The sequence below is a fragment of the Roseovarius sp. AK1035 genome, from assembly GCF_003288315.1.
Classification (GTDB): domain Bacteria; phylum Pseudomonadota; class Alphaproteobacteria; order Rhodobacterales; family Rhodobacteraceae; genus Roseovarius; species Roseovarius mucosus_A.
Genome location: NZ_CP030100.1, coordinates 23,217 through 49,374, shown reverse-complemented (window position 1 = coordinate 49,374; position 26,158 = coordinate 23,217). Strand labels below are relative to the sequence as shown.

Genomic DNA, 26,158 nt, shown 5'->3' with positions numbered 1-26,158 from the left:
TCTGTCTCTGGCTGGTCGCAGCACCTGCCTCAGCGCAAATGGTCCTGGTCATGGAGAGCGACGGCTCCCTGATCCCGTCCCGCTCCCAAAGCAGCTTTGCCCGAAACTACAATGACGGGATTGGTCAGGGTTCGGCCTCCGATGGGATCGCGATCTTCGGCGAGGTAGAGGCCGAGCAAGAGGGCGTCCAAGTCGCGGCCCTTGCCCGCCCGACTCCCCTGCCCCGCGCCGATGTCCTCTCCGGGATTCAGACCACGGCCTTGCGCTATGCCGGCCATCCCGGCCTGCGTCGCGCGGGGCTTTCCGTGACGGATTGGCTGGCTCTCTATCGAGCCAATATCGAGGTTGAGAGCGCCTACCGGCAGGATGCGATTTCAAGTGCAGGTGCCATTGGCCTTGGTCAATTGATGCCAGCGACGGCGCGTGATCTGGGCGTCGACCCGCGTGATCCGCTGCAGAACCTTGACGGCTCCGCCCGCTACCTCGCGATGATGCTGGAGACGTTCGGCGATCCGCACCTGGCGCTGGCTGCCTACAACGCCGGACCCGATGCGGTCCGCCAGTATGGCGGCGTTCCCCCCTACCGAGAAACCCAGAACCACGTGGCCCGCGTCATGGCCGTCGTGGCCCGATTGGAAGGATCAAATTCGTGAAACAGATTTCAAACCTCTTTGTCGCCTCGCTGGCGCTATTCCTGTTCATTGCCGAGCCCGCCCTAGCACAGAGCATCGATCTCTCCCCGATCCAGAGCCTGTTACAGGGCATTGTCGATGCGCTGACCGGACCCCTTGGTGTGGTCATCGCCACACTCGCGGTCCTCGGCGTTTTCTTGAGCTGGTTCTTCAACATCATCGATCTGCGCCAGGCGCTCTGGGTCCTGGTCGGCATCGCCGGTGTCGCGGCTGCCCCGACGATCGTTGCTGCGGTCTTTGCCGGTGGCTGAACGCTCGCCCCTCTTTCTTGGGCTCGTGCGCCCGCCGAAGCTTCTGGGCCTGCCCATCATGTATGCGATGGTCTGGCTCTTCGGTTCGGTGCTCTTGTTCGTCTGGGTCCAGCACATCGCGGTGCTGGGTTTCGCCGCCCTGCTCTATCCGGTGCTTTGGAAGGCCGCGGATTGGGACCCGCGTTTCATCGACGTAATGATGACGGCGCTGCAGGAGACGCCACCCACGCGCAACCGCAGCATCCATGGCGGGGACAGCTATGCCCCGTGATGACGCCCATGATCCAGCGATCGATCCCCGCACAATGACGCCAGACTGGTATGCGCGCGAGACCCGCCTTGCGCATATGCTGCCCTATGTGAGCCTCGTCGATGGCCAGACCGTGCGCACCCGGGTCAATGAGCTCTTCCGCTGCATCCGGCTCGAGGGGATCAACAGCTACACGACGGACGATGCCTATCTCGACAAGGTGACGGCGCTTTTTGCCCGCATCGTCGCGCAACTTGGGCCGGAATTCAGCTATTACGTCCACAAGGTCTCCAAGGCCATCAAACCTGATCTCGACCCCATCCGCGAGGACAGCTTCGCAGGCGAGGTGGACCGGCGCTGGCGCGCGAAACTCGAGACCAGCGGGCTCCGCGACAAAACACTGACGCTCACCGTCATTCACCGCCCGCCTCCGAAAAGTCTCCTGCCGCACCTCGGCCGCAGCGCGCCGGACCGACTGAAGGAGGAGACCCGCAAACGCCTGCAGCGCTTGGGCGAGGCCGTGAACGTCTTCCTCTCGGGGCTCACCGAGCTCAAGCCGCGCCTGCTGTCAGCCAGATCGGGAGAGTTGGTGGGTTTTTTGGGCGCGCTCAACACCGGAACAGAGCTGCCGCTCTACCCAGCGAACACCTACGGCTTTTTGTCCTTCAACGTCGCCAATACCCGCGTGACGTTTCACGGCGACCATTTCGAGCTTTCCGAGGGCGTCGTGGGCCATCGCTACGGCAAAAGCTTCACCATCGGGGAATACTCGGAAGGCACCTCCTGCACCATGTTCGACATGCTGAACCTGCCGGTCGACATGATTGTCACCCATTCCTTCACGCCGATCAATTCGAACCTCATGGCGGGCCGTATCAAACGGCAAAAGCGCCAGATGCAGGCGAGCCAGGACGCAGCCCTCTCGCTCCTGGAAGCCCTCGACATCGCCGCCGATGATCTCGAGGCCAAGCGCCAAAGCTTCGGCGAGCATCATATGGTCGTGACGCTCTTCTGCGACACGCTTGAAGAGCTGCAAGCGCTCAGCGCTGAGATCGTAAATGCCGCCGCGACCGAAGGCGTAAAGATGATCGGCGAGCGGGTCGCGGCCAAGGCGCATTACCTCAGCCAGCACCCCGGCAACCAGCCAAAGCGCGTCCGCGCCAGCGCCGTCACCAACCGCAACTTCGCGGATTTTGCGGCCTTCCACCGGACACAGCTCGGCAAACCTGCAGCACTTACCCCCTGGGGCCGGGTCGTCACATATTTGCCCACGCCGGAGCAGAGCGCCTACCGGTTTTCCTATCACGAACAAGGCTCGCCCGACAAAGAACCGACCAGCGGCCATACCCTGATCATGGGACGGCCCGGGTCGGGCAAATCGGTGCTTTCGGCCTTCCTGATGACGCAAGCCCGTCGCGCAGGCGCACGGATCTTCGTCTTCGATTACCGTCTTGGTATGGAGATGGCGGTGCGCGCCAATGGCGGGCGCTACGCCTCCCTGAACGCCGGTCAGCCCACGGGTCTCAATCCGCTCTGGACCGAGACCGATGCGCGCGGCACCGCCTGGCTCTCGGATTGGCTCACAACCCTGCTCTACCGCGCCGACAAACCCCTGACCCCGGCGCAGACCAACCGCATACAGGAGGTCGTGCGCCAGAACGCGCAGGCCACAAACCCGGCCCTGCGGAACTGGCGGGATTTCGCATCGCTTTTTGTGTCCACCGATGATGGCGGCGATCTGCACCAGCGCCTGCTCGAGTGGACCGAAGACGGCCGCTACGGCTGGATCTTCGGGCAGAGCCTCGAGGACACGTTTTCGCTCAAGGGCGATGTCGTGGGCTTCGATCTGACCGGCATTCTCGACAGCGAGGCCGACAAGGAGCGGATGGCGGTTCTCTCCTATCTTTTCCGCCGGGTCGAACGGGAGATCGAGGATCGCCGCCCCACCATCATCGTGATCGACGAGGCCTGGAAGGCCCTCGACAACGCGTATTTCGCCGAGCGGCTATCGAACTGGCTGGTGACCGCGCGCAAGCAGAACACCGTCGCGGTGATGATGACGCAATATGCCAGCCAGCTTGAGCGCACCCGGACCGGCAAGACCATCGTCGAAGCCGTTCCGACGCAGATCCTGCTGCCCAATATCCGCGCGCAACCTGCGGACTACGCCATGCTGAACCTTACGGAGAAGGAGCTCGACGTCCTTCTCAACACGGGCAGCAACAGCCGCCTCGCACTGATCCGCGACGATCAGGGCTCAATCGTCGTCGATGCCGATCTGAGCGCGCTTGGACCCAATCTCACCATCCTTGGCGGCATGGAGAAAGGCGAAGCGCTTGTTGGGGCCGACTACCGCGACCGCCCAGACTTCTGGAGGCTTTCATGATTCGTATATGGCGTATCGAGATTTCACCAATAAATCCTGCATCGTTTTTCGCGTTCGAGCGAAGCGAGAGGCAGCGAACAAACGATTCAAGACAATCTCGAAACGCCAAATTGTTGGCTTTGGCTGCGCTCGGCGCGCTTGCCTCCTGCACCCAGTATCGGGAGCCGCAGGCGAACTGCTTCACATTCCTTGCGTCCACGGCACCCGTCGCGCCTGATTGTGACTTCACGCCCCTTGGCACCCCGGAGGGCGACATTGAAGTCTAGCCTGCCCCATATCCTCGCACTTTGCCTGCTGCCCGGTCTCGGCTTCGCCCAAGGCGTGCCGACCAATGACAATGGGCTGACCGCGCGTGACATCGTCGAGACCGGTGATCGCGAGGCTGACTTGGCCGTTCAGGCCGACAAGCTCGCCGTGCGCGAACTCATCGCGGAGATCGAACGGGAGCAGCTGGAAACCCTGCAACGCATCCTTGATGCCCAGACCAGCTTCGGCGGTCAGGGCTTGCCGGCTATGGTCTCGGGGCTGGAAAGCGGCAGCGGGGATCCGGCCCGGTCAGTCGAGGCGGTCTATGGCACGGGCGAGATCGATCCCAATCCCGGCGGTGAACAGATGTTTGGGGATGCGTCTGAGACCATCGAGCAGCTCATCATCCGCGTGGCTCAGGAGACCAGTGGCTTTGCGGGTGTTGGCCGCGCGGGTCTTTCCCCCGTCCAATGGCGCGCGCTGCTGCAAGCGCTGATCTGGCAGGAGAGCCGGTTTACGATTGGGGCACGGTCTCCCGTCGGCGCCTATGGTCTCACCCAGATCATGCCGGGCACGGCCAGCGATCTGGGCATCAACCCGGAATATTACGACAGCCCCTACCTTCAGGTGCATGGCGGCGCGCGCTATCTCGCGACCCAGCTCAACACATTCGATGGCAACATCATCAACGCCCTCGCGGCCTATAACGCCGGACCCGGCCGGGTTTTCGAGTATGGCGGCGTGCCCCCCTTCCGCGAGACACAGCACTACGTGTCGGTCATCCCTGAACGCTACAATCTCTATCTGACCCGTATCGGCGGGATCGAAGCGCTTGGCACGATCGACCCCGCGCTTCTCGCCAATGCCAACCTCTCGCTCACGGGTCATGGGGCGGCCTTCTATGGCAACAACTCGCCCGCCGCGATCAGGCAAGCCGCCCTGCGTATTGCGGATATCGTCGAACGGATTTCCGAAACCGAGGACGTGCAGGAGAGCGTCGCGCTCAACACCTATGCCCGCGCCGAACTGGTGCGTCTCGTGGCCGCCCGCATCCGACTTCAGGCGGCACGCACCCGCGTCCTTTCTGCCGAGGAGCTGGCCCAGGCCAGCGCCCGCATGGCCGAAGGCGCGTTCATGGATTTTACGATCAGGGAGATTGAATGATGGGACATCTGCTCTTGAGGACAGCTTTGGCCACGACACTTGGCGTTGGCTTGCAGTTCAGCGCCCTACCCCCTGCCGCAGCACAAGGTGTACCGGTCGTCGACACCCAGAACATCGCGCAAAACATCCAGCAGCTGCGGCAGATGATCGAAGACGAGATCCTGCAAAACGAGCAGCTGACGCAGCTCCGCGAACAGCTCGGCCTTCTCACGGATCAACTCGCCGAGCTGCAAAGAACCTATGAAGCGCTCACCCGACTTGCCGAGCTGCCAGAAATCATTCGCACCGAGATGGAAGACGAACTCAATGGCCTGCTCGACCAGGAGTTCGGGGACATCCTCGCCACGATTGAGGCGATCAAGACTGGGGATTTCTCCGGCCTGTCCGGTTCTGGCGCAGGCGAGATCGAAACCCAGATGGACCGGGTGCTGGCCGACCTCGGCTTTGACGAGGACACCCTCTCGGAAATGGCCACGAGCGGCAATCCCGGGGCCAACCGCGTGGCGACGCAGGCCACCACCGGTGCCCTTGTCTCGGCGGCGGCCCAGAACAGCTATGAGGATGCCGGCCAGTCGCTCGAGCGGGTAGACCGCCTTGTCGGGCTCATCGACGACATGGACGAACTCAAGGAAAGTATCGATCTCAACACGCGCGTGACTGCGGAGCTCGCCATTGCACTGGTCGCCATGTGGCAACTCGAAGCCATCCAGACCGTGGGCGATGGCACCGGCGGCGTGATCGATGCCGCCACCATCGCCGAAGAACAGCGCTTCATGGATTTCACCTTGCCGGACCTGCGGGCCGAGTAATCGCGGGGGCATGAATGGTGGCGACTGAACAAGAAATCATCGAGGAAGAACTGGTCTATGGTGCCCTGCGCCGCGAACGGCTCTGGCAACGCCTTGGCCTGATAGGCCTTGTCTTCGGTATCATCGGCTGTCTGAGTGCCGCGGCTGTCTCGATCCTCGATGTCGACCCGCCCCCCGTCGTTGTCCCCTATGATCCCGCCACCGGCTTTGCACTCCCCGAAGCCTCGGTGGGCGCCTCCTCGGTGACCGCCAACCAGGCGATCATCGAGGCGGAGGTCTTCCGCTATGTGACCGACCGGGAAGTCTATAACCAGCTCGACAACGATCTACGCATCCGCAGCGTTCTGCGCCGCTCGGACGGGGCCGCCGAGAGCGGGTTGCGGCAGATCTGGAACAGCGCCAACGAGAATTACCCGCCAACCGTCTATGGCCCCAACGCCAGGCTCGACGTGGAAATCCTCAGCATCAACCGGATCGGAACCAACCGCGCGACGGTCCGCCTGCGCAAGCGCCTGACGTCCATTAACGGCACCCAGACCGGCCTCTTCACTACGACGCTTCTCTTCGAGTTCCGCCCGGAGACCCGCCGCTCCATCGATGAGGTCTGGACCAATCCATTCGGCTTCACCGTCCTCGAATATTCCGTCCGCTCCGACAGATTGGAGAATTGAATTTGTACCCAGTTCGACTTTTCATATTGCTGATTGCCCTGTTGCCCGGCCTTGCTTTCGCCGAAGCCATCCCGCGTGGCGGGCCCAATGACAATCGGGTGCGGCTGGCAACATATCAAGAAGGTCAGGTCTACCGCCTCAGCGTCTCGCTTACCCATGTCACCACCATCGAGTTCGGGGAAGGCGAGAGCATCCGCTCGATCATCGCGGGCGACACGGAAGGCTTCGAGATCGATGGCGTGCCCGGAGGCCAGGCATTTGCAATCAAGCCCGTTGCGCGCGGTGTCCATACCAATGTGACCGTCTACACGAACAGGCGCAGCTACTATTTCAACGTCCAGGAGGTCCGCAGCCCGACCTTCTACGTCGTGCAGTTCCGCTATCCGGACGACGCTGCGCGCCCGACCCGGGCCATCGCGGCCCAAGCGCCGAACTACAATTACGGCGCCAGCGCGCGGACCGAGTTCACGCCAACGCGCATCTGGGATGACGGGACGTTCACGTATTTCGCGTTTCCAAGAAACGCGCCTGTGCCCGCGATCTTCCGCTACGCGGGCGGCCGTGAGCGCACGGTCAACACGCAAACTCCTGAAGACGGCGTGATCCGCGTCAGCGGCGTGAACCGCCAATGGGTCCTGCGACTTGGCGAAGAGGTGGTCTGCATCGAGGCGATCCCGCCCGCGGAGGCCACCTCATGAGCGATACCGAGAACACCGAGCTGGAAAAGCGCCTCGCCGCCCTTGAGAAAGGCAGTGCCCGCGCCCCCATAGCGGCGCAGCGCCGGTCGCCCCTTCTCGCGCTAATCGTGATCCTCGTCATCGGCGCGGGTGGTGCCCTGCTTTATCTCCTCTCACAGCCCGACGAAGAGGAAGCCTTGCCGACGGCCACCCCGGACGTCTTCCAAAACGAGGGGGACGGCTTTGGCGCCATCGAGACCTTGCCCCCGCCCGAGCCCGAGGTTGTGTTCGTCGGACCAGACCCCGTCGAGCCCAACGCGGAGCTTCTGGCGCAGATCACCGCCCTGCAGGCCCAGATCGAGGAATTGCGCAACGCCCCTGAACCAGTTGTCGAGGAAGACACCGCCGCCGCAGAGGCAATTGACGCGCTGACTGCTCAGATCGCGGCGCTACAAGCCGCCTCGGAAGCCGCACAGCAACGATTTCAGGACGAACTGACGGCGCGGGATCGCAGCCTTGAGCAACTCCGCATGGATCTGGAACTGGCCCAACTCGAGGCCAGCCGGCCCCAACCCGCCCCAGCGGGCCCCACGGAAGATGAGCTGCGCGCACGCGAGCAAGAGCGACTGCGCCGCGAGGAAGAAGCCCGGCGCATGGCCGAGCTGGAGCGCCGCGCCACGGAGGAACGCGCCTTCCAGGAGCGGCGCATCGCCTCGCCCACGATCGCATTTGGCGGCCCATCCGGCGCCGCCGAGACGGAACTTGCGCAGCGCAGCTTCGGCGAGGTGACGGATTTCGTGCTGAACGGTGCGTTGCCCTCCACCGTGACGCAGGCCGAGGTGATCGCCAATCCTTCCAACACCATCATCCAGGGCACCATGATCCAGGCCGTCATGGAAACCGCCCTCGACAGCTCCCTGCCCGGCCAGACCCGTGCCGTGGTGTCCGAGGATGTTTACAGCGTCGATGGCGCGCGCCTTTTGATCCCCCGCGGATCCCGTCTCATCGGGCGCTACCGCGCCGGCGTCGATATCGCGCAGCGCCGGGTCACGATCGCCTGGGACCGGATTATCCTGCCCGACAACCAGACCGTCCAGATCAGCTCCTTCGGGGGCGATGAACTGGGCCGTTCCGGTGTCACAGGTTTCGTGGACACACGCTTCCCCGAGCGTTTCGGGTCGGCCGCCCTGATCTCGCTGATTTCCGCCGCACCAAGTGCCGCCGCATCCGAGGTCCAGGATGAGACTGCCGCCGACGTTCTCGAAGACGTGGGCGATGATCTGGCAGATGCGACGGACAGCGTCATCGGCGACTATCTCTCCATCGGCCCCGTCATCTATGTCGACCAGGGCGCCCGCGTCACGGTCATGGTCGACCGCGATCTGGAGATATTCTGAGCCCATGTCGCTGAGCTATCTCGAAACCTCGCTCGACCGGATCGACGCCGCCGCCCGCGGCGATGTCATCGAGATCTGCATCAACCCCGACGGAACCTGCTGGGGCGAATTCCAGGGCGATCACTTCATGCGCGCGCTGGACCAGAGGCTGACCGGCGTTCAGGTCAGGGACCTCGGTAACCAGATCGCCTCCTCGGCCAATACCACGATGAGCAAGGACCGCCCAATCGTCTCGGTCTCGATCACCTACAAGGGGCGCCCGATCCGCGCACAGGTCATCACCCCGCCCGCAGTGCTCTCGGCCATGTCGATCAGCCTGCGGTTCTTCTCAAGCCTGCCGCTCGAGGGTATCGCGCTCGACTTTCTCTATGGCAAAGAACGCAAGCTCGAAGACCTGCGCGTGGAAAAGAAGCGCGCCTTGCGCGCCGTGGTGGCCGCGGGTTTGATCGATGACGCGCTCGCCTTCTGCGTCGAGAACAAACTCAACATGATCGTCTCGGGCGGCACCTCCACCGGCAAGACCGTGGCCGCGCGCAAGATCCTATCTCACGTGCCATCCGAGGAACGCATCGTGACCATCGAAGAAGCCGCCGAGCTGCTGCCGACCCAGCCAAATGCAGTGACCCTCATCGCCAATCGCGACGCGGAATTCCAGACTGCCGATGTGCTTCTCACCGCCACGCTGCGCATGCGCCCCGACCGGATCATCCTCGGCGAGGTGCGCGGCAAGGAGGCCATGACCTTTCTAGAAGCCATCAACACCGGCCATGGCGGCTCGATGACCACGCTACATGCCGAAACCCCGCAATTGGCCGTGCAGCGCCTCGCGATCGCGGCGCTCAAGACCGAGATCCCGATAACCTATGCCGACATGATCCAGTACATCGAGAACTCCATCGATGTGATCATCCAGGCCGGTCGGCATGACGGCAAACGCGGCATCACCGAATTTTACCTCCCCGGCGCAACTGAGATTGGAACTTCCCCATGAAGACATTTGAATACAATATCCTGTCCTTTCCCATGACCCGCAAGACCAGCCTCTCCGACATGCAGGCCAGCCTGAACGAGAAGGGCGCAGACGGGTGGGAGGTGGTGTCGATCAGCACTTCGGAATTCGCCAATGTGGGACACACCGTTTTCCTGAAGCGCGAAACCACACCCGCTGGAGCCACGGCATGAGGCAGGCGGGCTGTACCCTCGTACTGATTGCGCTGGTCTTGGGCCTAACGTCGGCACCCGGCTTTGCTGAGCGCAATCTCGTGCCGACCCTCGATCGCAGTTTCGACGTCTGTCCTGACCGGCCCGCCGAGCCCGTCTGGATGCAGCAGATCCCCCTGCGCCAAGTCTATCATCGGGTTCTGGTTCAGGACATCTATCGCGCCCAGAATCTCGAGCAGGTCGTCGAGATCGGCAACTGCGACTGCGCGACCCGGTTCCCCTCTTGGGACGCGGCCGAGGCCGTGTTTCGGGAGAGGTACGCGAGCAACGAACGATGGGAGATGCTGCAAGCCTCGGACGCCTACAACCGCCGCGCCAACGCCGCCCGAACTGCCGCCAAGGCCATCTGCGACGCCGCAGGTAATTGGTAAGGCAGCCCTGCGATGAGTGTCGTCACCTACTTCGTTGAAACCTCCCAAGCCTATCTCGACACCGCCGCTGAGACCCAGTTTGGTGCGGTTGCGGCAACGGTCGGCACGCTCCTGGTTTTGGGGACAACGCTGGTGGTGATCCTCGTCGGCATCAACATGATCTATCAATATCGGGCCATGGATGGGCACACAGCCTTCTGGCTCGCGGTCAAGATCGGGCTCATCGGGATATTCGCGACCAATTGGATGCAGTTCAACGCCTTCTCGTCTGCCATTCTCTATGGGATCGACAGTATCGCGGGCGCGCTCGTGGCCTCCGTCGGCGGCGGCAGCCCGGGGCCCTCTGGAACTTTCGCTGAAGAATTCGACCGGCTGATCGCCGAGCTGGGCGACTATCTGAACGCTGCCGGGTCCGAGCTGAACTGGATGGCTGGCGCCATGCTCGACATCGTCGGTGTGCTTCTGCTCTCGATCCTCGGCGGACTGGCCGCCTTCATCCTCGTGGCCTCCCGATTGATGATCGCGCTTCTGATCGGGATCGCCCCGGTGATGATTTTCCTGACCCTCTTCGAGGTCACCAAGGATTATTTCGCGCGCTGGTTATCCGCGCTTATCTCATTCGCGATCTACCCTATCGTGGTCGCAGGGGTCTTCGCAACGATCACAGGCGTCTCTTCCGCTCTGATCGGTGAGCTTGGCGACCCGGAAGGGGCCTCAAATATAGGCGCGCTCATCCCCTTCTTCATGATGGTGCTCATGGCCAAGGGCTTCATTGTCGCCACGCCATTCATCGTCCGCGCAATCTCCGGCAACATCATGATGCCAGCGCTCTCCGGCGGCCTCGGTGGCGGCTACAGCTTTGCCCGCGCCGCCATGGGAAGCCAGCAGGCCTACAATCGCTACCTGATCGGAGGCGCAAGTGGCGCAGAATACGCAGCCCTCAGGGCGCGGCAGTTCTTTGGCGTGCAGCAAATGCCAGTGCGGCAAGGCATGGGGCAGACGGGTTCCGGAGGCGGCACAGGATCCGCAGACTCAGGATCAAAAATGCTAGCGCAGCTGGCGAGATTGGGGCGACTTGGGCGGCGATGACGGCCTTGAGCCGCCGCCCAGTTGCCAAGGATGCCGCACCGCCGCATTCTCCAAAGTCGGCCTTCGAACTGTTCCGTAGGAAGACTCGGGATGGTGTCGCGCGCTGCAGACGAAACAGCCGTTTCCCTTACAAGACGGGGACGTGCTACAACTCGATTCCTCGGCGACAGGAGAGATAAGAGAGTGTGGCGGTCGCTCAGAGATCAGCCGACCGCAAGCGATGAAATCCGTCATCCTGCAAGCCGCTTACGTTGAGGACATTTTGCGGTGATGGGAATAAGAGTGACTCGATGAGCAGAAATAAGATCGACGCTTAGGGCTGGTCGGCGGCGAGATCGGGAAAATTTCACTCGACCAATCAAAGGCGCTTGATTTAGGCAGGCATTGTGCGCTCTAACATTGATATTTTCGCAAAAAGGATGCCAATTTGCCTTTAGAGCTTGGACTTGTCGATGAGCTTATCGCTGCCAGAAGAAGCCTTCACGGCGGTGCAAGGGGAGCCCCAAGGAGGCTCGAAGACGGGAATCACGAGGGGCGTGCATTGAACCGAGCCTGTGTCGTCATGTTGACGTCTACTTTGCAAGCCTACATCGGCGATGTGTTCCTTGCGTGCTCCGAAAAAGCATTCGGCCGGCAGTTGACCGAAGATGAGCGGAAGGACTACGCCAAAACGTGGTCGAGATGGGGAAACCCGAGCGACGAAAATATCATCGCTCTGTTCAGACGCCTCGGCATAAACGACGTGTTCAACGGCCTTTCTTGGCAGGGCCAGTCGACCACAACCTTGAAGAAGAAACTGAGGATTATGAATCAGGTCCGAAATAAAATCGCGCACGGTCAGGATATCATGGTTGATGGGCAGCCTTATGCGCTCACCCTCAATTCGATACAGGGATGGAGACGTGTAGTGCAGACGTTCGGAGAGCGGTTTGAGGTGCACGCACTATCTAAGATCATCAGAGACTAACTGTCGCCGTTCTGGGATTTAGGCTATCTAGCGGAGTGCAGATGGGGATTTGAGGCGGCCGGGAACCCTGAAGACGATGAGGTGCCGGCCGAGAGCGCCACCTTCGGGAATATAAGCGCTGTGCCAGAGACACTCCTCGATGCTTGGAACCGGCCCTGAGCGATCGACGAGTTCGAGAGCTCCAAGGAAACCAAGCTTGACATTGGTGGCTTGATAGCTGGTTGCCTGCGCCACGTAGCGTTTAGCGGCCTCGGGTGAAAACTCGCCAATATGCTTCTTGAGCTCGATAACGAAAGCCGGGCCACCCAGACTGATGTAGATATCTGTTCGCCCGGTAGCGACCCCGCGCACTTCGGTCAGCACTTCAGCGCCCACGAGATTACCCTTAAGGAAGTCGCGGAGGTCAGACTGGAGGTCAGCCTCGCTTGGATCCCTAACACGCAGATAATCTCCGCGCGTGCCTAGATCGCGAATATCAGCATTCTGCCGGTCAGCACAGAAAATCAAAATCTGTTGCAGGACGGCGTCGAACGAACGTTGGACTTCGCCTTTATATTCGCTGCTGTCTGACAGCTGATCACGTAGCAACGCCAGCATACGTTGAAGGATCGGATTGGCAAGCTCGGTGCTACGCGCAGCATGGCTTGCTAACCCGGCTTCGAGAGCTCGTACCATGTCGGAGGGAATCTGCTCGGTCGAAGTTCCCTTAGGGAGAATGCGCGCGAGCAGCGGATATTGCTCATTCTCCCCGGCTTTTCCCGGTAAGGCACCGGCACGGTAAGCCTCATCCAATCGACAGCGGAGATGTTGCGCGATCGTTCGCTGTGTATCCGACCATTGGCCTTCGCTAAGTAGATCGTCGAGATGTGCAGCGAGGCCGCGTTCGCGTAAGAAAGAAGCTTCTACCCGGGGCCGCAACATGGACCGCAGACCGTCGCCGTGTGCAATAGTGCAGCTTGCGTCATAGACGGCTAGGATGCGATCCATGGTCGTGGCGGCATTGATCCAGCTCGGACGGGCAAGATCGTCGGCCGCACGCTGGACCGTGCGTGCAAGCTCGAACCATTCAAGATCCACGTCCTGACGGGGCGCGAGCCATGGAGTCACGCAGCCAGTGCGCAGTACCGCTGCACGATCCCGAGCGGCAGCGACCAGGTCGGCCAGCGTCTCTTGCATATCAGCGGCACTCCGGTTCGCCGCAAAGCCGAGAACGAGATCAATCGCTGATCGATAGGCCCGCGCGTCCGAACGATCATCATCTGCCTCGCAAGCGCGCTCGAAGAGCAGCCGCGCCGTGCCGAGACGGGCATGGATGGTCGCCATATCTTCGCCTTCGAGCGCGCGGGCCAGATGTGCCAGCCCGAGTTCGAAAGCCGCTTCGCCTTCTGCTTCCTCATTGTCGAGCAGCCGGTGGAGCATAGTCAGCAGATCGTCATCGCCCCATGCATGGAAGGCAGCTCCGCCAATCTTCGCGACATGCTGGGCGAAGGGGCCTGGCGCATCGGGTGCGACTTCGGCGAGTTCGAGCAGGGGCCGGTGACGGCTCACATCGCCTTCCAGCGCGAGACGGAAAAGGCCTTCGAGCGAATAGGCAGCGATCAGCGCCTCGCGCTCGGTAGCGTGTTCCCGAATCCGTCGCGTGAATATTGCGACGACCGCCTGCGCCATGGCAGCACGCAGCGTTGCACTCCTAATGAGTTGGTCAATCGCGTCACGGAACGATTGCGGGTCGCGTGCCGCATCAAAGCCGTCAACCAAGAAATCATGCAGGCGTGCACCTTCCGTGGGCGGGGCCGCACTGATCATGTAGGCGAGAATGTCGAGGAAAGGTGCTGCATAGAGTCGATCAGCGTCAGCGAGGATTTCATCCACGCCGCCGAGATCGTCGATCGTGATCGGCTGATTGCTAGCCAGACGCGACTCGAGAAGATCAAGCGCGCTCATGCTGAAGAATGCGCTGGCGGCTGCGCTACCATAGATAATCGTCTCCCGTCGCGGAGCGGCACCATTGCTCGCCAAGCTGATCGACAATCGCACTGGCATTGGCGCTCCCGATGATGATCTGCAGCCCCACGGTTTCACGCGAAATCGCCTGAAGCTCGCTCAATACGGCGGTCAGATCATCGGGGCTCACTTCTTCAGCAGCAGGAGAGTCAACTATGAGGAGGCCGGGATGACGACCGAGGCCCCGTTCTTGTCCAACCCGAATCAAAGCCACCGCAGCCGCTCGCCTGCAGTCACCTTGCTGAAGCTGGTCGACTCGCCACCCTTGGTAAGCCGGAGAGAGGCGTTGGTATTGAGCTTTACCTCCTCGAGCATCTGCACACCGAGCCGTTGCCCCAGCGCGAGAATCTCCGTGTTCAAGCGCTCGAGTATGTCGCCGCGACCAGCGTTGTAGGCTTTATCTGCCTCGGCATGAGCCGCGTTGATAAGCGTAACATCGGAAGAAACAATGACGGGTCTCGCGGGTGTCTGGCGCTCCTTCAATGCGCCCTCCAGTCGCGCAACATCAAGTTCTGCCTTTCGACGCTCTTCGAATGTGGCACTCGTTGCCGCCTTGGTCAGTTCCCGCCGTGCATTCTCGAGCTCGTCGCTGCTCGACTTCGACTTCACACTCAGCGCGTTGGTGTTGGCGCGCGCACGATCGGCGGCAGCTTTGGCGGCCGCGAAACGCTGTTCGATCGCGTCCAACCCGTCGTCCGCGCCCTCCATCTCATCGATCGGGATTTCCTCAGCGCAGAGCGAACAACTCAGATCAGCACTTTCGCGCTTCAGCCGTTCGTTCGACACCCGCGTCTCGCAGCGCGGGCAACAAACAGGTTTCAGGCCGTTGAAGAACTGCGTCGCAACGATGTTCTCGCGCAGATCACGCACAGCACGCTCGTCCCCGGTCGCGAGGCGTTCCAATTCGGTCGTTTCGGCCTCGGCACGGGCCAGGCGCTGCGCGAGATCGAGCGCAATTGGCGAAAGGCGAGCGACTTCGCCGGCCAGGCGCTCGATTTCGGAGGCTGTTCCGGTCACTTGTGCGAAGCCGTCCAGAATCTTCTTCGCTGCCTGAAGTTCACCGTCGATTCGTGCGCGGGCAATCTCCGCGTCCTTCGCCGCTGCCGTCGCAGCCTTGGACGCTTTCTCGGCTTCTTGTTCAAGCTCGCGCTTGACGGTGCTCGCCTGCATCACCGTTGTCGCCCAAGGTATACCAATATACATCTGCAACATGCGTGCTGGCAGACCCCCCATCTGGACGTCACCTAGTAACTGCTTGTGGTCGCCGCCGAAGTAGAGGCCGCCCGAAAGCGCGGCCCAGCCATGCTCAACAACTTTGCGCTCGTCCTCTTTGCCCTGCATCGCCGTGACCGGGTCGAGATCGAGCGTATTCATCATGAAGCGCGACATCGCTGCCTCGAAGCCCTCGTCCGACATGAAGCGATCCAGTTCGTCCGTCTCTCCTGACGGGCGGCGGCGCGCCAAGCTGCCGCGCGGAACACGCTCATCGACCGCGAACTCCACCACGTAACGCTGATCATCGACGTCAAATTCGACGCACACCGAGGACAACCACCGGCGCACGTCGTCCTGCAGGCCCTTCGGCCTGCCTCGCAGCGCCCACAGCAGGATTTCCAGCACTGTTGATTTGCCCCGGAGGTTCCTCTGGCTCGTCACTGCCCAGACGCCGGCGGTCAGTTCCGACCAGTCAAAGTCGATCGCACCCTGTGCGGTTCCGCGCTTTTCACCCCTGAACGCGATACGGCGTATCGTCAACGTGGGCGCGGGTCGCAGCGGCCGGTCTGCCACAATTCCTCTCTTGCGCAGAGCCAGTTCCGCTACTGTGAGGCTTATACCTGCCTTTTCTGCGACTGCCTCTAGCCAACTACCGGTCATTCATCGAGCCTTTCCAAGATTGCTGCGAGCCGTGCCAGCACCCGATCTGTGATTGGCTGGATCGTATGGCTAAGTTCCGTTCCCGCATATTCGGCCTGAAGATACTGTCGGTCCTTCAGCGCCTTGCCACCCTGTGCGCCCGCCACTCGCGCCACGATGCAGGCACGATCACGATACCAGCTGAGTTCGGGGGCCGCAGCAGAGATCCGTCCCAACGCGTCTTCGCCTGCAGTGGTCAATAGATAGAGATGCTCACGGATCTTGACGCCAGGAACACCGTCGCGCTTGATGCGAATGAGGTCTGCAGCCCGCAGGATCGCCAGTGCATTGTCGAGCGGTTCAAATGCCCCAAAAAGATAGCGCACCATCGGTAGGCGCCTGAGATCGGGCTCACGATCATCGAATATCCGCTGTGCGATCGTAAGTAGATCGCGTTCACCAGACGACTCGAACTCCGTTAGGAGCTCGTTGGCGAGATAGTCTGGATTGCGCATCCAGAAGTCGAGTGCCTGCAGGCGCGACTGAGAGCGCAGCACGCAAACAATATCATGTCCCCAGCGAATAGGATTGATTGTGTCGCCCGCCGCCTGAATGCAGGCAAGTAAGCGTATGGCTGTCTGTCTCTCGCTGGCAAAAGCTATTTCCGCCACTTTGAATTTATCCTATTGTCGACCTTCGCCAAATTGTCCCTCATTATCCTCTCATTACCAAATTGCTTCATAAATATTAGATGACGCCGCTGTAATCTTCGCGAAATCCACTAGACGTTAGGCTAAAGGCTCGATGTATCGTCCGCCTAGCTTTAATTTTCTTGCATTCCATTTTTGTGAGTTCCAACGGGGTTCTATACCCAAACAAGACCGCCCTAAAGGCAATCAGCTCCCCGATTTGGCGCAACTTCGCCAGCTTGGCGGCATCGCGGTAATCCGTCTTCACGCGGCCTTCTAAGTGATCCGGCGAGTTTCCCGCTACAGTCTGCCCGACAGACAAGCCATGCTCGCCACCCTATCGAGCAACCAGCTTTTCGCCATCCCCCTCCTGCAAGATCGCTTCCATTTCGTCCAAGCCATCGACGGCGGAGCGCACCTGTGCCTCATCATCCACGCCCACTGTCTCGGCATCCGCAACTCGGCCCCCAAAATCCATCTCCATCTGTCGCTGTTCCTCCGCGACGACGGCGTAAACGACAGGCGCAGTCTTTTTTGGTGCGACGTCGGTTTGCCCTGACGTTTGACTACCCGCTTCTTGGCGTGTGGTCTCCACAACGGCGTCAGACCCACTTGGTCCGTTCGCTGGCGGAGTCATCGGCATGGCGCGCACACTCAGCGGCAGGTTCCCCTGCGGTCCCCCTCCCCCCGGCTCCGGAAACGGCAACTCGCCCGTCTGCGTCGCATGGATCGCCTTGAACAGCCGATCGTCAAAATATTGGATCCGCTTTGCACGGACGGGCATCTGGGCATCGATGACCATGACGATCTCGTCGAGCGGCAGGCGGCGCGCCTCATCTTCGGGCAACAACGAGCTCTCTTCAGTCCGTGTGGATTGGCTGCGCCCTTCAAAGGGGTTCTTGCCGATGGACTGGGATCGCGTGATGACGGTCTTCGTGGTCTTGCCGACCGCCTTGCTCAGCTCCTCGACGGTCTTTTCATCCGAAGGTGTCAAGTAAAGCTTCACGCCCGCGTTGCCCTGCAGGGCGCGGCGGGTGTTCTCGCCGTAGATTTCATCGAGGGCGGGGATGGTTTGGGTGACCACGGCAAGGTGACCTCGATAAGTGCGCAGGGTCTCGATGCTTTCGACCACGATGGGCATTTTTCCGAGACGGTTGAACTCGTCGAGCATGATCATCACTGGCCACGGCTCGTCTGGCCCGGGATCCTTTTCCTGCATGGCCGAGAGCAGGTCGGAGAAAAACAGCCGGATCAGCGGCGCGAGCGGCTTCACCATGAGAGGCTGGACCACGAGATAGACCGAAAAGGGCTTCTTGCGGATCGTGCGGAAATCAAAATCCGACACTGCCGTCGCCTCGTCTATGGCCGGGTTCTGCCATTGATCGAGCCCCGAGGTCATCAAAAGCGAAACATAAGAGGTCAGCGTGTCGTTGTTGGTGGACGCCAGCCGCGTGAAGATCAGCTTGGCGGCCCTGTTGTCGACCTCGTGGCCGCGCGCGAAGTATTCCTTCTGCTTGTTCCCACCCGAGGCCGCGATGCGATAGATCTCGCCCAAGGTCGGACGTTTGCGCTGGAAGGCCAACAGGCCTGCTGCCACAAAGAGATCAATCCCGCCCTTGAGGAGCCCCTGCACCCGGTCATTGTCGCTTTGCAGGAAGAGCGTCGCCAGAAGCTGCAGTTCCATCTGCTGGCGGGCAGGGTCTTTCAGTTCGAAGATGCGCAAGAGCGGGTTGTAGCGATGGGTTCGCTTGCCCTCCCAATCGGTGGGGGCAAAGCGATAGACCTTGTCGCCCTGGGCGGCGCGATGCCGGGCCGTGGCCTCGAAACATTCGCCCTTCACATCGAGCGTCACGGCGGAGCCTTGCCAGGTCAGCAGGTTCGGAATGACGAAGCCCGTGGTCTTGCCACGGCCCGTGGGGGCCACGATCAGCGCATGGGGGAAGACCTTCGAGCAAATGTAATTGGCGCGGGAGCCCGGCGTCCCCAGCTTGCCGAGGATGAACCCGGTCCCTGGCGCCCCGAAGAACCCATTGGCCTTCATCTCGCGCGCGGTCTGCCAATGGGTCTGGCCAAAGCGTGTCAGGGCCGAGCCTGAAAGGGCGAGGCTCAGCATCAGGCCGGCGGCGGCGAAGCTGCCGATGATCAGGTGAATAAGTTGCGCGTCCTCCGGGCGGCGGTCCAGGATCGCCAGATAGTTCTGCGCGATATAGGCGAAGTCGATCTCGGCCCCGAACCCGAGATCCTGGTAGGTCAGCACCGCCGAGGCGATGGTATAGCCCATGGCGGCGGTCACCAGCGTCACCAGCAAGACCCCTGTTGCGATCCGCGCTTTTCCCATGGCGGCGCTCAATGGACCTGACCCCGCTCGGTCTCGCCATCCACGTCTGTCGCGCGGTGTTTTTCATATTCGGTGTCGGCAAGATCATCGACCACCTGGCGCAAGGCCTCCGTGTTGGCCGTCGCTGCATCCGATTGCAGGTAGACCTTGGCGACATAGAGCCGGTCGAGGCGGTCCTCGAGAACCTTTTCCAGCGCATCGGCATCGCCAGATGTGAGCCGGTCAAGTTGGCGGTCATCCAGCAACCGCGCGATCTCCTCGCGGAATGCCTCACGATCGGCTTCCGTCTCGAAGGGCGCGGACAACTCCCCTGCCCGCTCATGGTCCAGGACACGGGCAATCTCGTCTGCGAGGCGATCGGTATTGTCAGACTGCGGCGCAGTTTCACCGCGGGCTGCGAGGAGTGCGTCGCGCGTGCCAGACCCAAGCCCGTCGCGCATCTCGGTTTCGCGGCGGACCTGATTAATGGCCTCCGTGTCCCGGATCTCGACGACCGCCGCATAGGTCGCGCCAAGCCCGCGGGCGAGGTGGGACGGCATGTCCGGATAGCGCGCGCGCAAGTCATCCGTGACAGCATCTGCAACGGGCGTGCGGAGGTCGCGTGCCTCCATGATCCGGTCGACCTCGCGGGTGATCTCGCTGGCGCGGGCCACATCGGTGATGGTCTCCCTGTAGGGCTCAGACCGGTCAATCACATCGCCAGGGAGTGCGAGCAGCTCCGGGTGTGCCACGAGATACGCGCGCTGCTCGGTCTCGATCCGGCGCTCTGCCCGCGAGACAACCTCCCAGTCCCGGTCCTCGATCTGCTGCGCGGTCAGGCCGTCTGCGCGCATCTCCTGACGGATTGTCCCTTCCATCGCCCGGACCGCGTCCCGGTGATAATGGAACCGCTCGCTGATCGGTTCCGCTTCCATGACGCCATCCCGGCGCAGCACGTTCTCCCGCTCCAAGAGCGTGCCAAGTTCGACGTGCACATCGTTGAGAATGTCGCGCGCCTGTTCCAGATCGGCGCGGCGTTCGAGGTTCAGATCGCGCGCCTCGGCCACTTTGGAGAGATCATTGGCGATCCATTGATGCTCGAGCGCTGCATTTGAGGCGCCCGTCTCGATCCGGGCCACCACTTCCGATGTGCTGATCCCGGTGCCCCGTAGTGCCGCGTCAATGCGCGATCTCAGATCGGGCTCTGCCAGACGCTCGCGCTGGCTGGCGTCGATATTGGCTTCGGAATAGATCCCGCCCTCCGAGGGAGTCTCTGACAGCGTGGATGATCGCAAACCGAGAGGCTGCATGTGCTGGACCTGCGTCTGGATCTCGATAAGGCGCTTTTCCAGCACGGGACGTTCCGCATCGGACTTCTCGGCGATCATGCCCTGCACCCGCGCCAGCTTCTCCGCATAGAGGCTTCTCAGATCCTCGAAGCTTTGATCCTCGGCCATATACACATCTCCTGTTCGGTCCACCTGCCCGCTGCGCGCCAGTACCTCGCCCGCGCGGAAGAGGGCTGCGGCAATATCCTCGCGCGCTTCGCGCGAAGCCTCCGCGGCCAGCGAATGGTAGACAGTTCTGGTGTTGGCGATCTCCGCGAGCGTCCGCGTCAGGTCCTGCCCTACACGTTCCCGCTCGCGGGGCGCGCGGCCCTCTTCTTTCGCATCGTAGACCTCGCTTGTGCGGGCCGGGTAATGCACAACCCCGCGATCCACCCGCCGCGTGGCTTCCAGGCGCACACCATACTTCTCCGCCTCCTCGACCATGGCGAGGCGGAAGTCGTCATAGTTGAAGCGGTGGTTGCGCCCGAGGAAGAAGAACTCGCCTTCCTGCGAGCGACGGTTCAACACCAGATGCGCATGGGGGTGATCGCGGTCCTCATGCACCGCGATGATGTAGTCGAAATGCCCCTCATCAGACTGGAAGAACCGCTCGGCCACGTCCGTCGCGATGTCGCGCACATCCACCCCACGCGTGCCCACGGGGAAGGACATGAGCATGTGGGTGGTCTGTCCGAGCTTGGGCTTGAAGCCCGCATCCCACCGCTTGGCAAAGCGCTCGGTCAGATCCTTGATGTCACCCGCTTCGAGCTTCGCTTTGCCATCCAGGAACCCGCTACTGTCCACGATATGGGTAGACTTGGTGGTGAGGTAATCGAGCTGGTTTGCGAGCTGCGATTTGGTATGCGTGCCCCCGCCCCGGATTGCCTTGAAGACCGCTGGCCGATGCCCTGCTGCCGCGCGCACAAGCTGGGTCTGCTTGGCCACGTGCAGCCCCTGCATTGAGCCCCGGACGCGGCTCCAGCCATCCCGAAAGACCTCGCCCGTGACGGCATGGACAGCATCATTCAGCCGCATGCGCAAACTCCCTCAGCGCGGCCGTGGCCTCGAGCTGCATGGCGTCCCGACGGCGGCGCAGAAGCAGATCGATCTCGTCAGCAGAATCCAGAATGAACCGCGCCAACCCGCGCATCTGGGCAAGGCGCAATTCAGTGAACTCGGCACTCGTGCCCCCCACGGCCCCCTGCCCCCGCCGGTTGGCCTGCGTCATCTGCTTGGCGATTTGCGTGACCCCATTGCCGACCTCGTGCAGTGAAGCGCGGTAGCGCGCCATCTCGGCCGCCATCTGCGCGTCCGGAACGAACACCCCGCCTGCCGCCTGAATGAGCCGCCGCAGCCCCTCGGCCCGGCTCTCAATCCCCGCCTTCTCCAACACCGCGTCGAGCGCCGCCAGCTCCGCCGCCGTGACCTTCACACTGACCGCTGAGACCGGAATTGCGGCATCCGTCTGGCGCTCGGCATCGGCTTTGAGCGTGTACTGAATCGCCCGCACCGACACGCCAAAGCGTTCCGCCAGCACTGAAGTGGAAACGCCTTCCGCAGCTTCGCGAACGATCTCCATGCGGTCCGCATCTGTGAGGCGTTTTGAGCGAGACATGCGAAGAAAGACCCCCTATTTCCTACCACCTTCCACCAAGGCTGCCCCTACCTTACGATAATATATCTATCTGTCAATTATATACTTACGTTGCATGCAGTCTCAGGCAGCCTTGGTGTCCGCTTCACGCTGCGGCCCGCAGGGACGCGGCTCCGCCGCCCGCACCACCGGGCGACCCACCTGTCCAATGGGTCCCCTTCCCCAGCACCGCCCGAGGGTCTGGCCGAACGCCAAGTGTTCGGACGGAACCGCAGGCGGGCGCAAACCCCACCGACAGGGCGGACAGGCAGGGTCAAGGAGGGCCAGATTTGGCTTGCCAAATCTCTGCCGCAAAAACCGGGAGGCCCTGGCCGATAGGTTTTTGTGGATGGCCCCCTTGAGGCTGACTGGCCGGTCTGTCGCGGCCTGATCATTCCGGGGGGAGTGCGTCCGTTGAACGCGCAGGGACCGGCATCCTTGGAACAGGGGTCGGGCCGCCCCAAGATCGTCCTGGGGCGGCCCATCCTCGTCAGAGGATTCAGTCCTGGGGATCCTTCGCGCTCGGTGGGAACATCACCAGCTCCGAGACCGCGACCGGGAAGTCGAGCTTGAGGCTGAAGAACTCCGAGCCGTCCCCGTTGCGGGTGTTGCGGAACATCGCACCTACGCGCTGAAAACGAGTGCGCTCCTGGCCATCGGTATCGGTGAACTTGACGGGGACGGTGGCGACGTAGTGGTTGGTCATTTGGGTTACTCCTTGTTGCGATGGGGATCACCCGGCACGGGGGCAAGAGGCCCGGTCGCAAGCGCAAATGCGGAGGGTCCGCGGCCAGCCGTGGAAGCCGTATTTGTGCTTGCCGAAGCGTGAGCTGAGGGCACGGACGGGCCGACCCCGTGCGATCCACATCTATGAGCAAAAAGGAGTGATCCGGATGACCCTTGCCATCACGCAGCCGCCACCATCCGCGTCCGCGTCCCGCCGAGCCTGGCCGGGGTGCTGACGGAGCCCGCCCGCGTGGATGCGATGTTCCGAAACACCACCCGAGGGACCTGCAGGTCTTCAGCCTCAAGTGCGACGTTTCGAGCCTTCGTGTCTTGCGATGCTGACGATGTGCGTGAGGTGCGCACCATCCCCAACCCGTACCGATGCGGATGGGCCGCACTCTGACGGACTTGGTAGAGGGATAACGGTGCTGGCCGCCGCGAGCTCCCGATCACGCGTGACCGACCGCACGCGCCATGAAACATGACGAAAGGGCCGCGCCAAGCGCGACCCCCTCTCTTCAATCCTGCGCAGTCTTCTTCGCCGGGTCAGCAACCCGCATGACCGTCAGGCCTTTCGCTTCCGCCTTCTGCCCGAGGTTCTGCGCCACCCCATTGCAGCAATCACACTCCCAACCCGCCGAGGATTAGTTTCGTCTCAGGCATCCGCTTCAGCGAGGTGCCGATGTGCTCCCGCCAGCGCGGGCCGACCTCCAGAGCAGCGGCATAGGCGCGGGCCAGATCATCAGGGCGGTCCTCGGCCATCGCTTCGATCAGGAAGGCCGCCTGTTCCCGGTCCTTGGCCGACTTGAGGCTGCCTGCCCCGTCACGCCGCCGATCAGCAACGATCAATTTGTGGATCGCATAGCGCTCCGGACGCGGGACCTGCACGAGTATGCCGGATCGATAGATCGCCGCCGCATGGATCGGCTCGGCAATCAGGAAGTTAAGATAGTTCAATCCTTGGGCGTTCACGCCCAAAGCGGGCAAATCACGGATGGTCTCATCTCCGAAGGCCGGCGTGAGAAACTCGACCAACTGGCCACTCCCGCCCTGGGCCCATCGCCAGGTCCGACCTTGGTCAAGAGCCGGTAAGGGATCAAACTTGAGCGCCGAGAAGGTCTCGGCCAGACCCGGGTCGACCTGATCCTGCAGGGCCACGCTCAGTTTTTCGAACTGGGCGATGTCGATGTCGCCGGTGTTGGCCATACCGCCAATGGGCAGACGGATACCAAGCTCGCCTTCATAGAGGCGAAACGCATTGGTTCCAACGATGGTGCCACCCAAACGGAAAGTCCCGGCTGCCGCCATCGCCGACAGGATGGACCCGGTTGCCCGGTCGGTGGGGGTCATGCCTTCGGCGCGCAGGAGCCGAACAAGCCGCGACCGTTCTGCCTGCCGATCCTTGGCGGTCGCGCGCAGCTCCTCGATCCGGTCGATACGTGCACGCGTATCGTCACTGTCCTCGCCGATATAGATGAAGCGCATCTCGGTGCCGACTCGGCGGGCCGCGTACCAGTAGGCCTTGTCGCCGCGCTCTTTGAGCGTGGGCTTGCCTTCGACACCGGACAAGGCGTCGTCCTTCAAGAGACGCACCAGGTCGGTATAGGCGCTCATCGCGATGCTGCTAAGAGGGGTCATGCCAATCATTTCCAAGTTTTGCTTGGCACGCATATACCTATCAAAACATGAAATTGCTAGGCAAAAGGACATGAGGGCACCACGACGTGCATGAGGAACGACAAAAGGGCCGCCCGAAGGCGACCCTCTCAGTTCATGTCTCGGCGGTCTTCTTCACCGGGTCCGCAACCCGCATGACCGTCAGGCCTTTCGCTTCCGCCTTCTGCCCGAGGTTCAGCGCGACCCCGTTGCCGCCGAAGAGTACAACCCCCGTCGCCGCGAACTTGTCATCCAGCATTTCGTCGTTGCACTTGAACGGCGCCGCCCGCCCATGCGCGGACCAGCGCGGATCGAAGCGCGCCTGCGCAACACCCCGTGCCCGGGCCCACCGAGCCGCAATCATCTCCGCCCCGTGCTTGCCACCCTTGTGGCAGAGGAAGATCTCCTCGTTGCGGTTCTGCTTGATCCGTTCGCGAACCTTGTCGAGCGTGTTGAAGATCACATCGACATCGGTCCAGTCGGTGGCGCCCGAGACGATCAGGGGCACCCCCTCGACTTTCGACTTCTCGGCAGTCTCGCGGTCGTGCTGCTCCAGAAGCTGCCGCGCCTCGAAGACCGCCCCGGTCTCTTGCGCCCGGACGCTTGCGCGCGACCCGGCTGCCGGGATGAAGGCGTGGCCCGTCTCGACCTCGTAGCATTCCGCCGCTGCTTCGCTCATCACCTCGATGGCGCCGACAATCTCGCGCAACTGCACAAAGCGCGCCTGCGCCTCTTCGAGCGCGGTCTCGGCGATCTCCGATCCGTCGTGAGATTTTGCCAGCGCGCCGATCTTGTCGGCGGTGCGGTCGACCTCCTTGCCAAGCGCCACCTTACGGCGCTGCAGGATCGTGGCGAGCCCGTGGGCCAGCGGTTCGATTTCCGCTTCAAGCCCGGTCCCGCGCAACTGCCCGAGCAAAGCCTCGAAGCTCTCGCGGATGATGTGGTCGGTCAGGATGTGATCTTCCGGGATCGGCAGCTGCGCGTCCTTCTCGGTCAGCCCGAAAAGTTCGATCGTCTCGTAGGTGTTTGCGGTGTCGTAAGCCATGTCTGGTCTCCAGTGTTCGGTTCCTAGGCCACCACGTGAGTGTGGGGGCATGGCCGAATGCCTGGTTTCCGAATCTGCCCGGGTCAGGGACGGCGCAGCCGCCGGCTTGCCGGGCGCAAAAGTTTTCCGCGCGCAGCACCTGATGCACGCGCGCGCTCACGCACGGGACCGCCCCATGCCACAGGCTCCGCCCCCGCCGAAAAGTTTTGCGATCCTTGACGCGGGCTGATTTGGGGGCCATCCGGAGGATATGCTTCCGCGCTCATGTGTGTGTGTTTTGACGGTAGGTTTGCCCGACCCGAGCAGGCAAACGGCCCGACCGGACGCGACAGACGGATGGAGCGGCGGGGTCGTTTTGGCCTCGGGCCAAAACAGACCAGAGCGCAATCCGGCGGAGCGGCCGGGGAGGGACGTGCTCGCGAGGCGGGCAAACCGGGATGCCAGGCGCGACGCCGCGGTGAGGCCGCATGGCCGAATGCGCGACGGACCGAAGGGCCGTTCTCCCCTGCGACACGCGAAGCCGAGCTGGGGAGGCCGGAAGGCTGGGACTCAGGTCAATGATCAAGTCATGCCGCTTCTAAGAAGCGGTCGCGTCGGAAACGTTAATGTCATATATGGGACGTCCGGCAGGATGGACCAGAAACAATCATTCGCTATTTAGCGGCACGGAAGCGCTCACTATTTGAAAGTGGGTCAACTCGACAGCCTTCAGTCA

General features: G+C 62.1%; 24 protein-coding genes and 1 pseudogene. 13 read left to right on the top strand and 12 right to left on the bottom strand.

Annotation, left to right across the window (positions count from 1 at the left end; all coding sequences use genetic code 11):
• Positions 1 to 38: 38 nt before the first annotated feature.
• The 13 genes from RAK1035_RS19550 (at position 39) to RAK1035_RS19485 (ending at position 11,224) form a co-directional block, all read left to right on the top strand.
• Entirely contained in the window at positions 39 to 653 is a 615-nt protein-coding gene (locus RAK1035_RS19550) for a lytic transglycosylase domain-containing protein (protein ID WP_008282964.1), read from the top strand.
• On the top strand, positions 650 to 943 hold the full coding sequence (locus RAK1035_RS19545) for a TrbC/VirB2 family protein (RefSeq protein WP_008282963.1): 294 nt from the start codon (positions 650 to 652) through the stop codon (positions 941 to 943). The genes RAK1035_RS19550 and RAK1035_RS19545 overlap by 4 nt, the downstream gene beginning before the upstream one ends.
• Positions 936 to 1,214: a type IV secretion system protein VirB3 gene (locus tag RAK1035_RS19540; RefSeq protein ID WP_008282962.1), complete on the top strand. Its 279-nt coding sequence runs from the start codon at positions 936 to 938 to the stop codon at positions 1,212 to 1,214. Before RAK1035_RS19545 ends, RAK1035_RS19540 begins: the two co-directional genes overlap by 8 nt.
• Entirely contained in the window at positions 1,204 to 3,579 is a 2,376-nt protein-coding gene (locus RAK1035_RS19535; protein WP_008282961.1) for a type IV secretion system DNA-binding domain-containing protein, read from the top strand. Before RAK1035_RS19540 ends, RAK1035_RS19535 begins: the two co-directional genes overlap by 11 nt.
• A 255-nt stretch (positions 3,580 to 3,834) precedes the next feature.
• The gene (locus tag RAK1035_RS19525) at positions 3,835 to 4,989 is read left to right on the top strand and encodes a lytic transglycosylase domain-containing protein (RefSeq protein WP_232279259.1); all 1,155 of its coding nucleotides are present in this window, start codon (positions 3,835 to 3,837) and stop codon (positions 4,987 to 4,989) included.
• Complete coding sequence (locus tag RAK1035_RS19520) at positions 4,989 to 5,798, top strand: type IV secretion system protein (protein WP_037298780.1); 810 nt, start codon at positions 4,989 to 4,991, stop codon at positions 5,796 to 5,798. The genes RAK1035_RS19525 and RAK1035_RS19520 overlap by 1 nt, the downstream gene beginning before the upstream one ends.
• A 14-nt stretch (positions 5,799 to 5,812) precedes the next feature.
• Entirely contained in the window at positions 5,813 to 6,469 is a 657-nt protein-coding gene (locus RAK1035_RS19515; RefSeq protein WP_008282958.1) for a virB8 family protein, read from the top strand.
• 2 nt (positions 6,470 to 6,471) lie between these two features.
• Positions 6,472 to 7,167: a TrbG/VirB9 family P-type conjugative transfer protein gene (locus RAK1035_RS19510; RefSeq protein ID WP_037298778.1), complete on the top strand. Its 696-nt coding sequence runs from the start codon at positions 6,472 to 6,474 to the stop codon at positions 7,165 to 7,167.
• Positions 7,164 to 8,543 carry a TrbI/VirB10 family protein gene (locus tag RAK1035_RS19505; RefSeq protein WP_008282955.1) on the top strand — a complete coding sequence of 460 codons (1,380 nt, stop codon included), beginning with the start codon at positions 7,164 to 7,166 and terminating at the stop codon, positions 8,541 to 8,543. Before RAK1035_RS19510 ends, RAK1035_RS19505 begins: the two co-directional genes overlap by 4 nt.
• Before the next feature lie 4 nt (positions 8,544 to 8,547).
• Positions 8,548 to 9,534 carry an ATPase, T2SS/T4P/T4SS family gene (locus RAK1035_RS19500; RefSeq protein WP_008282954.1) on the top strand — a complete coding sequence of 329 codons (987 nt, stop codon included), beginning with the start codon at positions 8,548 to 8,550 and terminating at the stop codon, positions 9,532 to 9,534.
• Positions 9,531 to 9,725: a DUF4177 domain-containing protein gene (locus RAK1035_RS19495; RefSeq protein ID WP_008282953.1), complete on the top strand. Its 195-nt coding sequence runs from the start codon at positions 9,531 to 9,533 to the stop codon at positions 9,723 to 9,725. The genes RAK1035_RS19500 and RAK1035_RS19495 overlap by 4 nt, the downstream gene beginning before the upstream one ends.
• A complete protein-coding gene (locus tag RAK1035_RS19490) occupies positions 9,722 to 10,135 on the top strand; it encodes a hypothetical protein (RefSeq protein ID WP_008282952.1) in 414 nt (137 codons plus the stop codon). The genes RAK1035_RS19495 and RAK1035_RS19490 overlap by 4 nt, the downstream gene beginning before the upstream one ends.
• A gap of 12 nt (positions 10,136 to 10,147) precedes the next feature.
• Positions 10,148 to 11,224 (top strand): type IV secretion system protein, encoded by a 1,077-nt coding sequence (locus tag RAK1035_RS19485; protein ID WP_008282951.1) that lies wholly within the window; start codon positions 10,148 to 10,150, stop codon positions 11,222 to 11,224.
• Positions 11,225 to 11,657: 433 nt separating this feature from the next.
• On the opposite strand, the gene RAK1035_RS20745 is transcribed toward RAK1035_RS19485, so the two are convergent.
• The 12 genes and pseudogenes from RAK1035_RS20745 to RAK1035_RS19420 form a co-directional block, all read right to left on the bottom strand.
• On the bottom strand, positions 11,658 to 12,164 hold the full coding sequence (locus RAK1035_RS20745) for a hypothetical protein (RefSeq protein ID WP_151976316.1): 507 nt from the start codon (positions 12,162 to 12,164) through the stop codon (positions 11,658 to 11,660).
• 54 nt (positions 12,165 to 12,218) lie between these two features.
• Positions 12,219 to 14,135 carry a hypothetical protein gene (locus RAK1035_RS19475; protein ID WP_008282949.1) on the bottom strand — a complete coding sequence of 639 codons (1,917 nt, stop codon included), beginning with the start codon at positions 14,133 to 14,135 and terminating at the stop codon, positions 12,219 to 12,221.
• Positions 14,136 to 14,160: 25 nt separating this feature from the next.
• The gene (locus RAK1035_RS20310) at positions 14,161 to 14,325 is read right to left on the bottom strand and encodes a hypothetical protein (RefSeq protein ID WP_008282948.1); all 165 of its coding nucleotides are present in this window, start codon (positions 14,323 to 14,325) and stop codon (positions 14,161 to 14,163) included.
• A gap of 74 nt (positions 14,326 to 14,399) precedes the next feature.
• Positions 14,400 to 16,070, bottom strand: coding sequence for a hypothetical protein (locus RAK1035_RS19470; protein ID WP_157132433.1), 1,671 nt, complete (start codon positions 16,068 to 16,070; stop codon positions 14,400 to 14,402).
• Positions 16,067 to 16,720 carry a hypothetical protein gene (locus tag RAK1035_RS19465; RefSeq protein WP_037298756.1) on the bottom strand — a complete coding sequence of 218 codons (654 nt, stop codon included), beginning with the start codon at positions 16,718 to 16,720 and terminating at the stop codon, positions 16,067 to 16,069. The genes RAK1035_RS19470 and RAK1035_RS19465 overlap by 4 nt, the downstream gene beginning before the upstream one ends.
• Positions 16,721 to 17,075: 355 nt before the next feature.
• On the bottom strand, positions 17,076 to 19,076 hold the full coding sequence (locus tag RAK1035_RS19455; RefSeq protein ID WP_008282944.1) for a type IV secretory system conjugative DNA transfer family protein: 2,001 nt from the start codon (positions 19,074 to 19,076) through the stop codon (positions 17,076 to 17,078).
• Positions 19,077 to 19,084: 8 nt separating this feature from the next.
• The gene (locus RAK1035_RS19450) at positions 19,085 to 21,418 is read right to left on the bottom strand and encodes a relaxase/mobilization nuclease domain-containing protein (RefSeq protein ID WP_008282943.1); all 2,334 of its coding nucleotides are present in this window, start codon (positions 21,416 to 21,418) and stop codon (positions 19,085 to 19,087) included.
• A complete protein-coding gene (locus RAK1035_RS19445) occupies positions 21,405 to 21,998 on the bottom strand; it encodes a helix-turn-helix domain-containing protein (RefSeq protein ID WP_037298753.1) in 594 nt (197 codons plus the stop codon). The genes RAK1035_RS19450 and RAK1035_RS19445 overlap by 14 nt, the downstream gene beginning before the upstream one ends.
• 517 nt (positions 21,999 to 22,515) lie before the next feature.
• Positions 22,516 to 22,722: a hypothetical protein gene (locus RAK1035_RS19440; RefSeq protein ID WP_007120662.1), complete on the bottom strand. Its 207-nt coding sequence runs from the start codon at positions 22,720 to 22,722 to the stop codon at positions 22,516 to 22,518.
• Between the two features lie 538 nt (positions 22,723 to 23,260).
• Positions 23,261 to 23,356: pseudogene (locus tag RAK1035_RS20740) on the bottom strand (DUF2493 domain-containing protein); the annotation flags it as partial.
• Between the two features lie 7 nt (positions 23,357 to 23,363).
• Positions 23,364 to 24,380: a nucleotidyltransferase family protein gene (locus RAK1035_RS19425; RefSeq protein ID WP_254683696.1), complete on the bottom strand. Its 1,017-nt coding sequence runs from the start codon at positions 24,378 to 24,380 to the stop codon at positions 23,364 to 23,366.
• Between the two features lie 133 nt (positions 24,381 to 24,513).
• A complete protein-coding gene (locus tag RAK1035_RS19420) occupies positions 24,514 to 25,443 on the bottom strand; it encodes a DUF2493 domain-containing protein (RefSeq protein ID WP_008282940.1) in 930 nt (309 codons plus the stop codon).
• Positions 25,444 to 26,158: the final 715 nt, after the last annotated feature.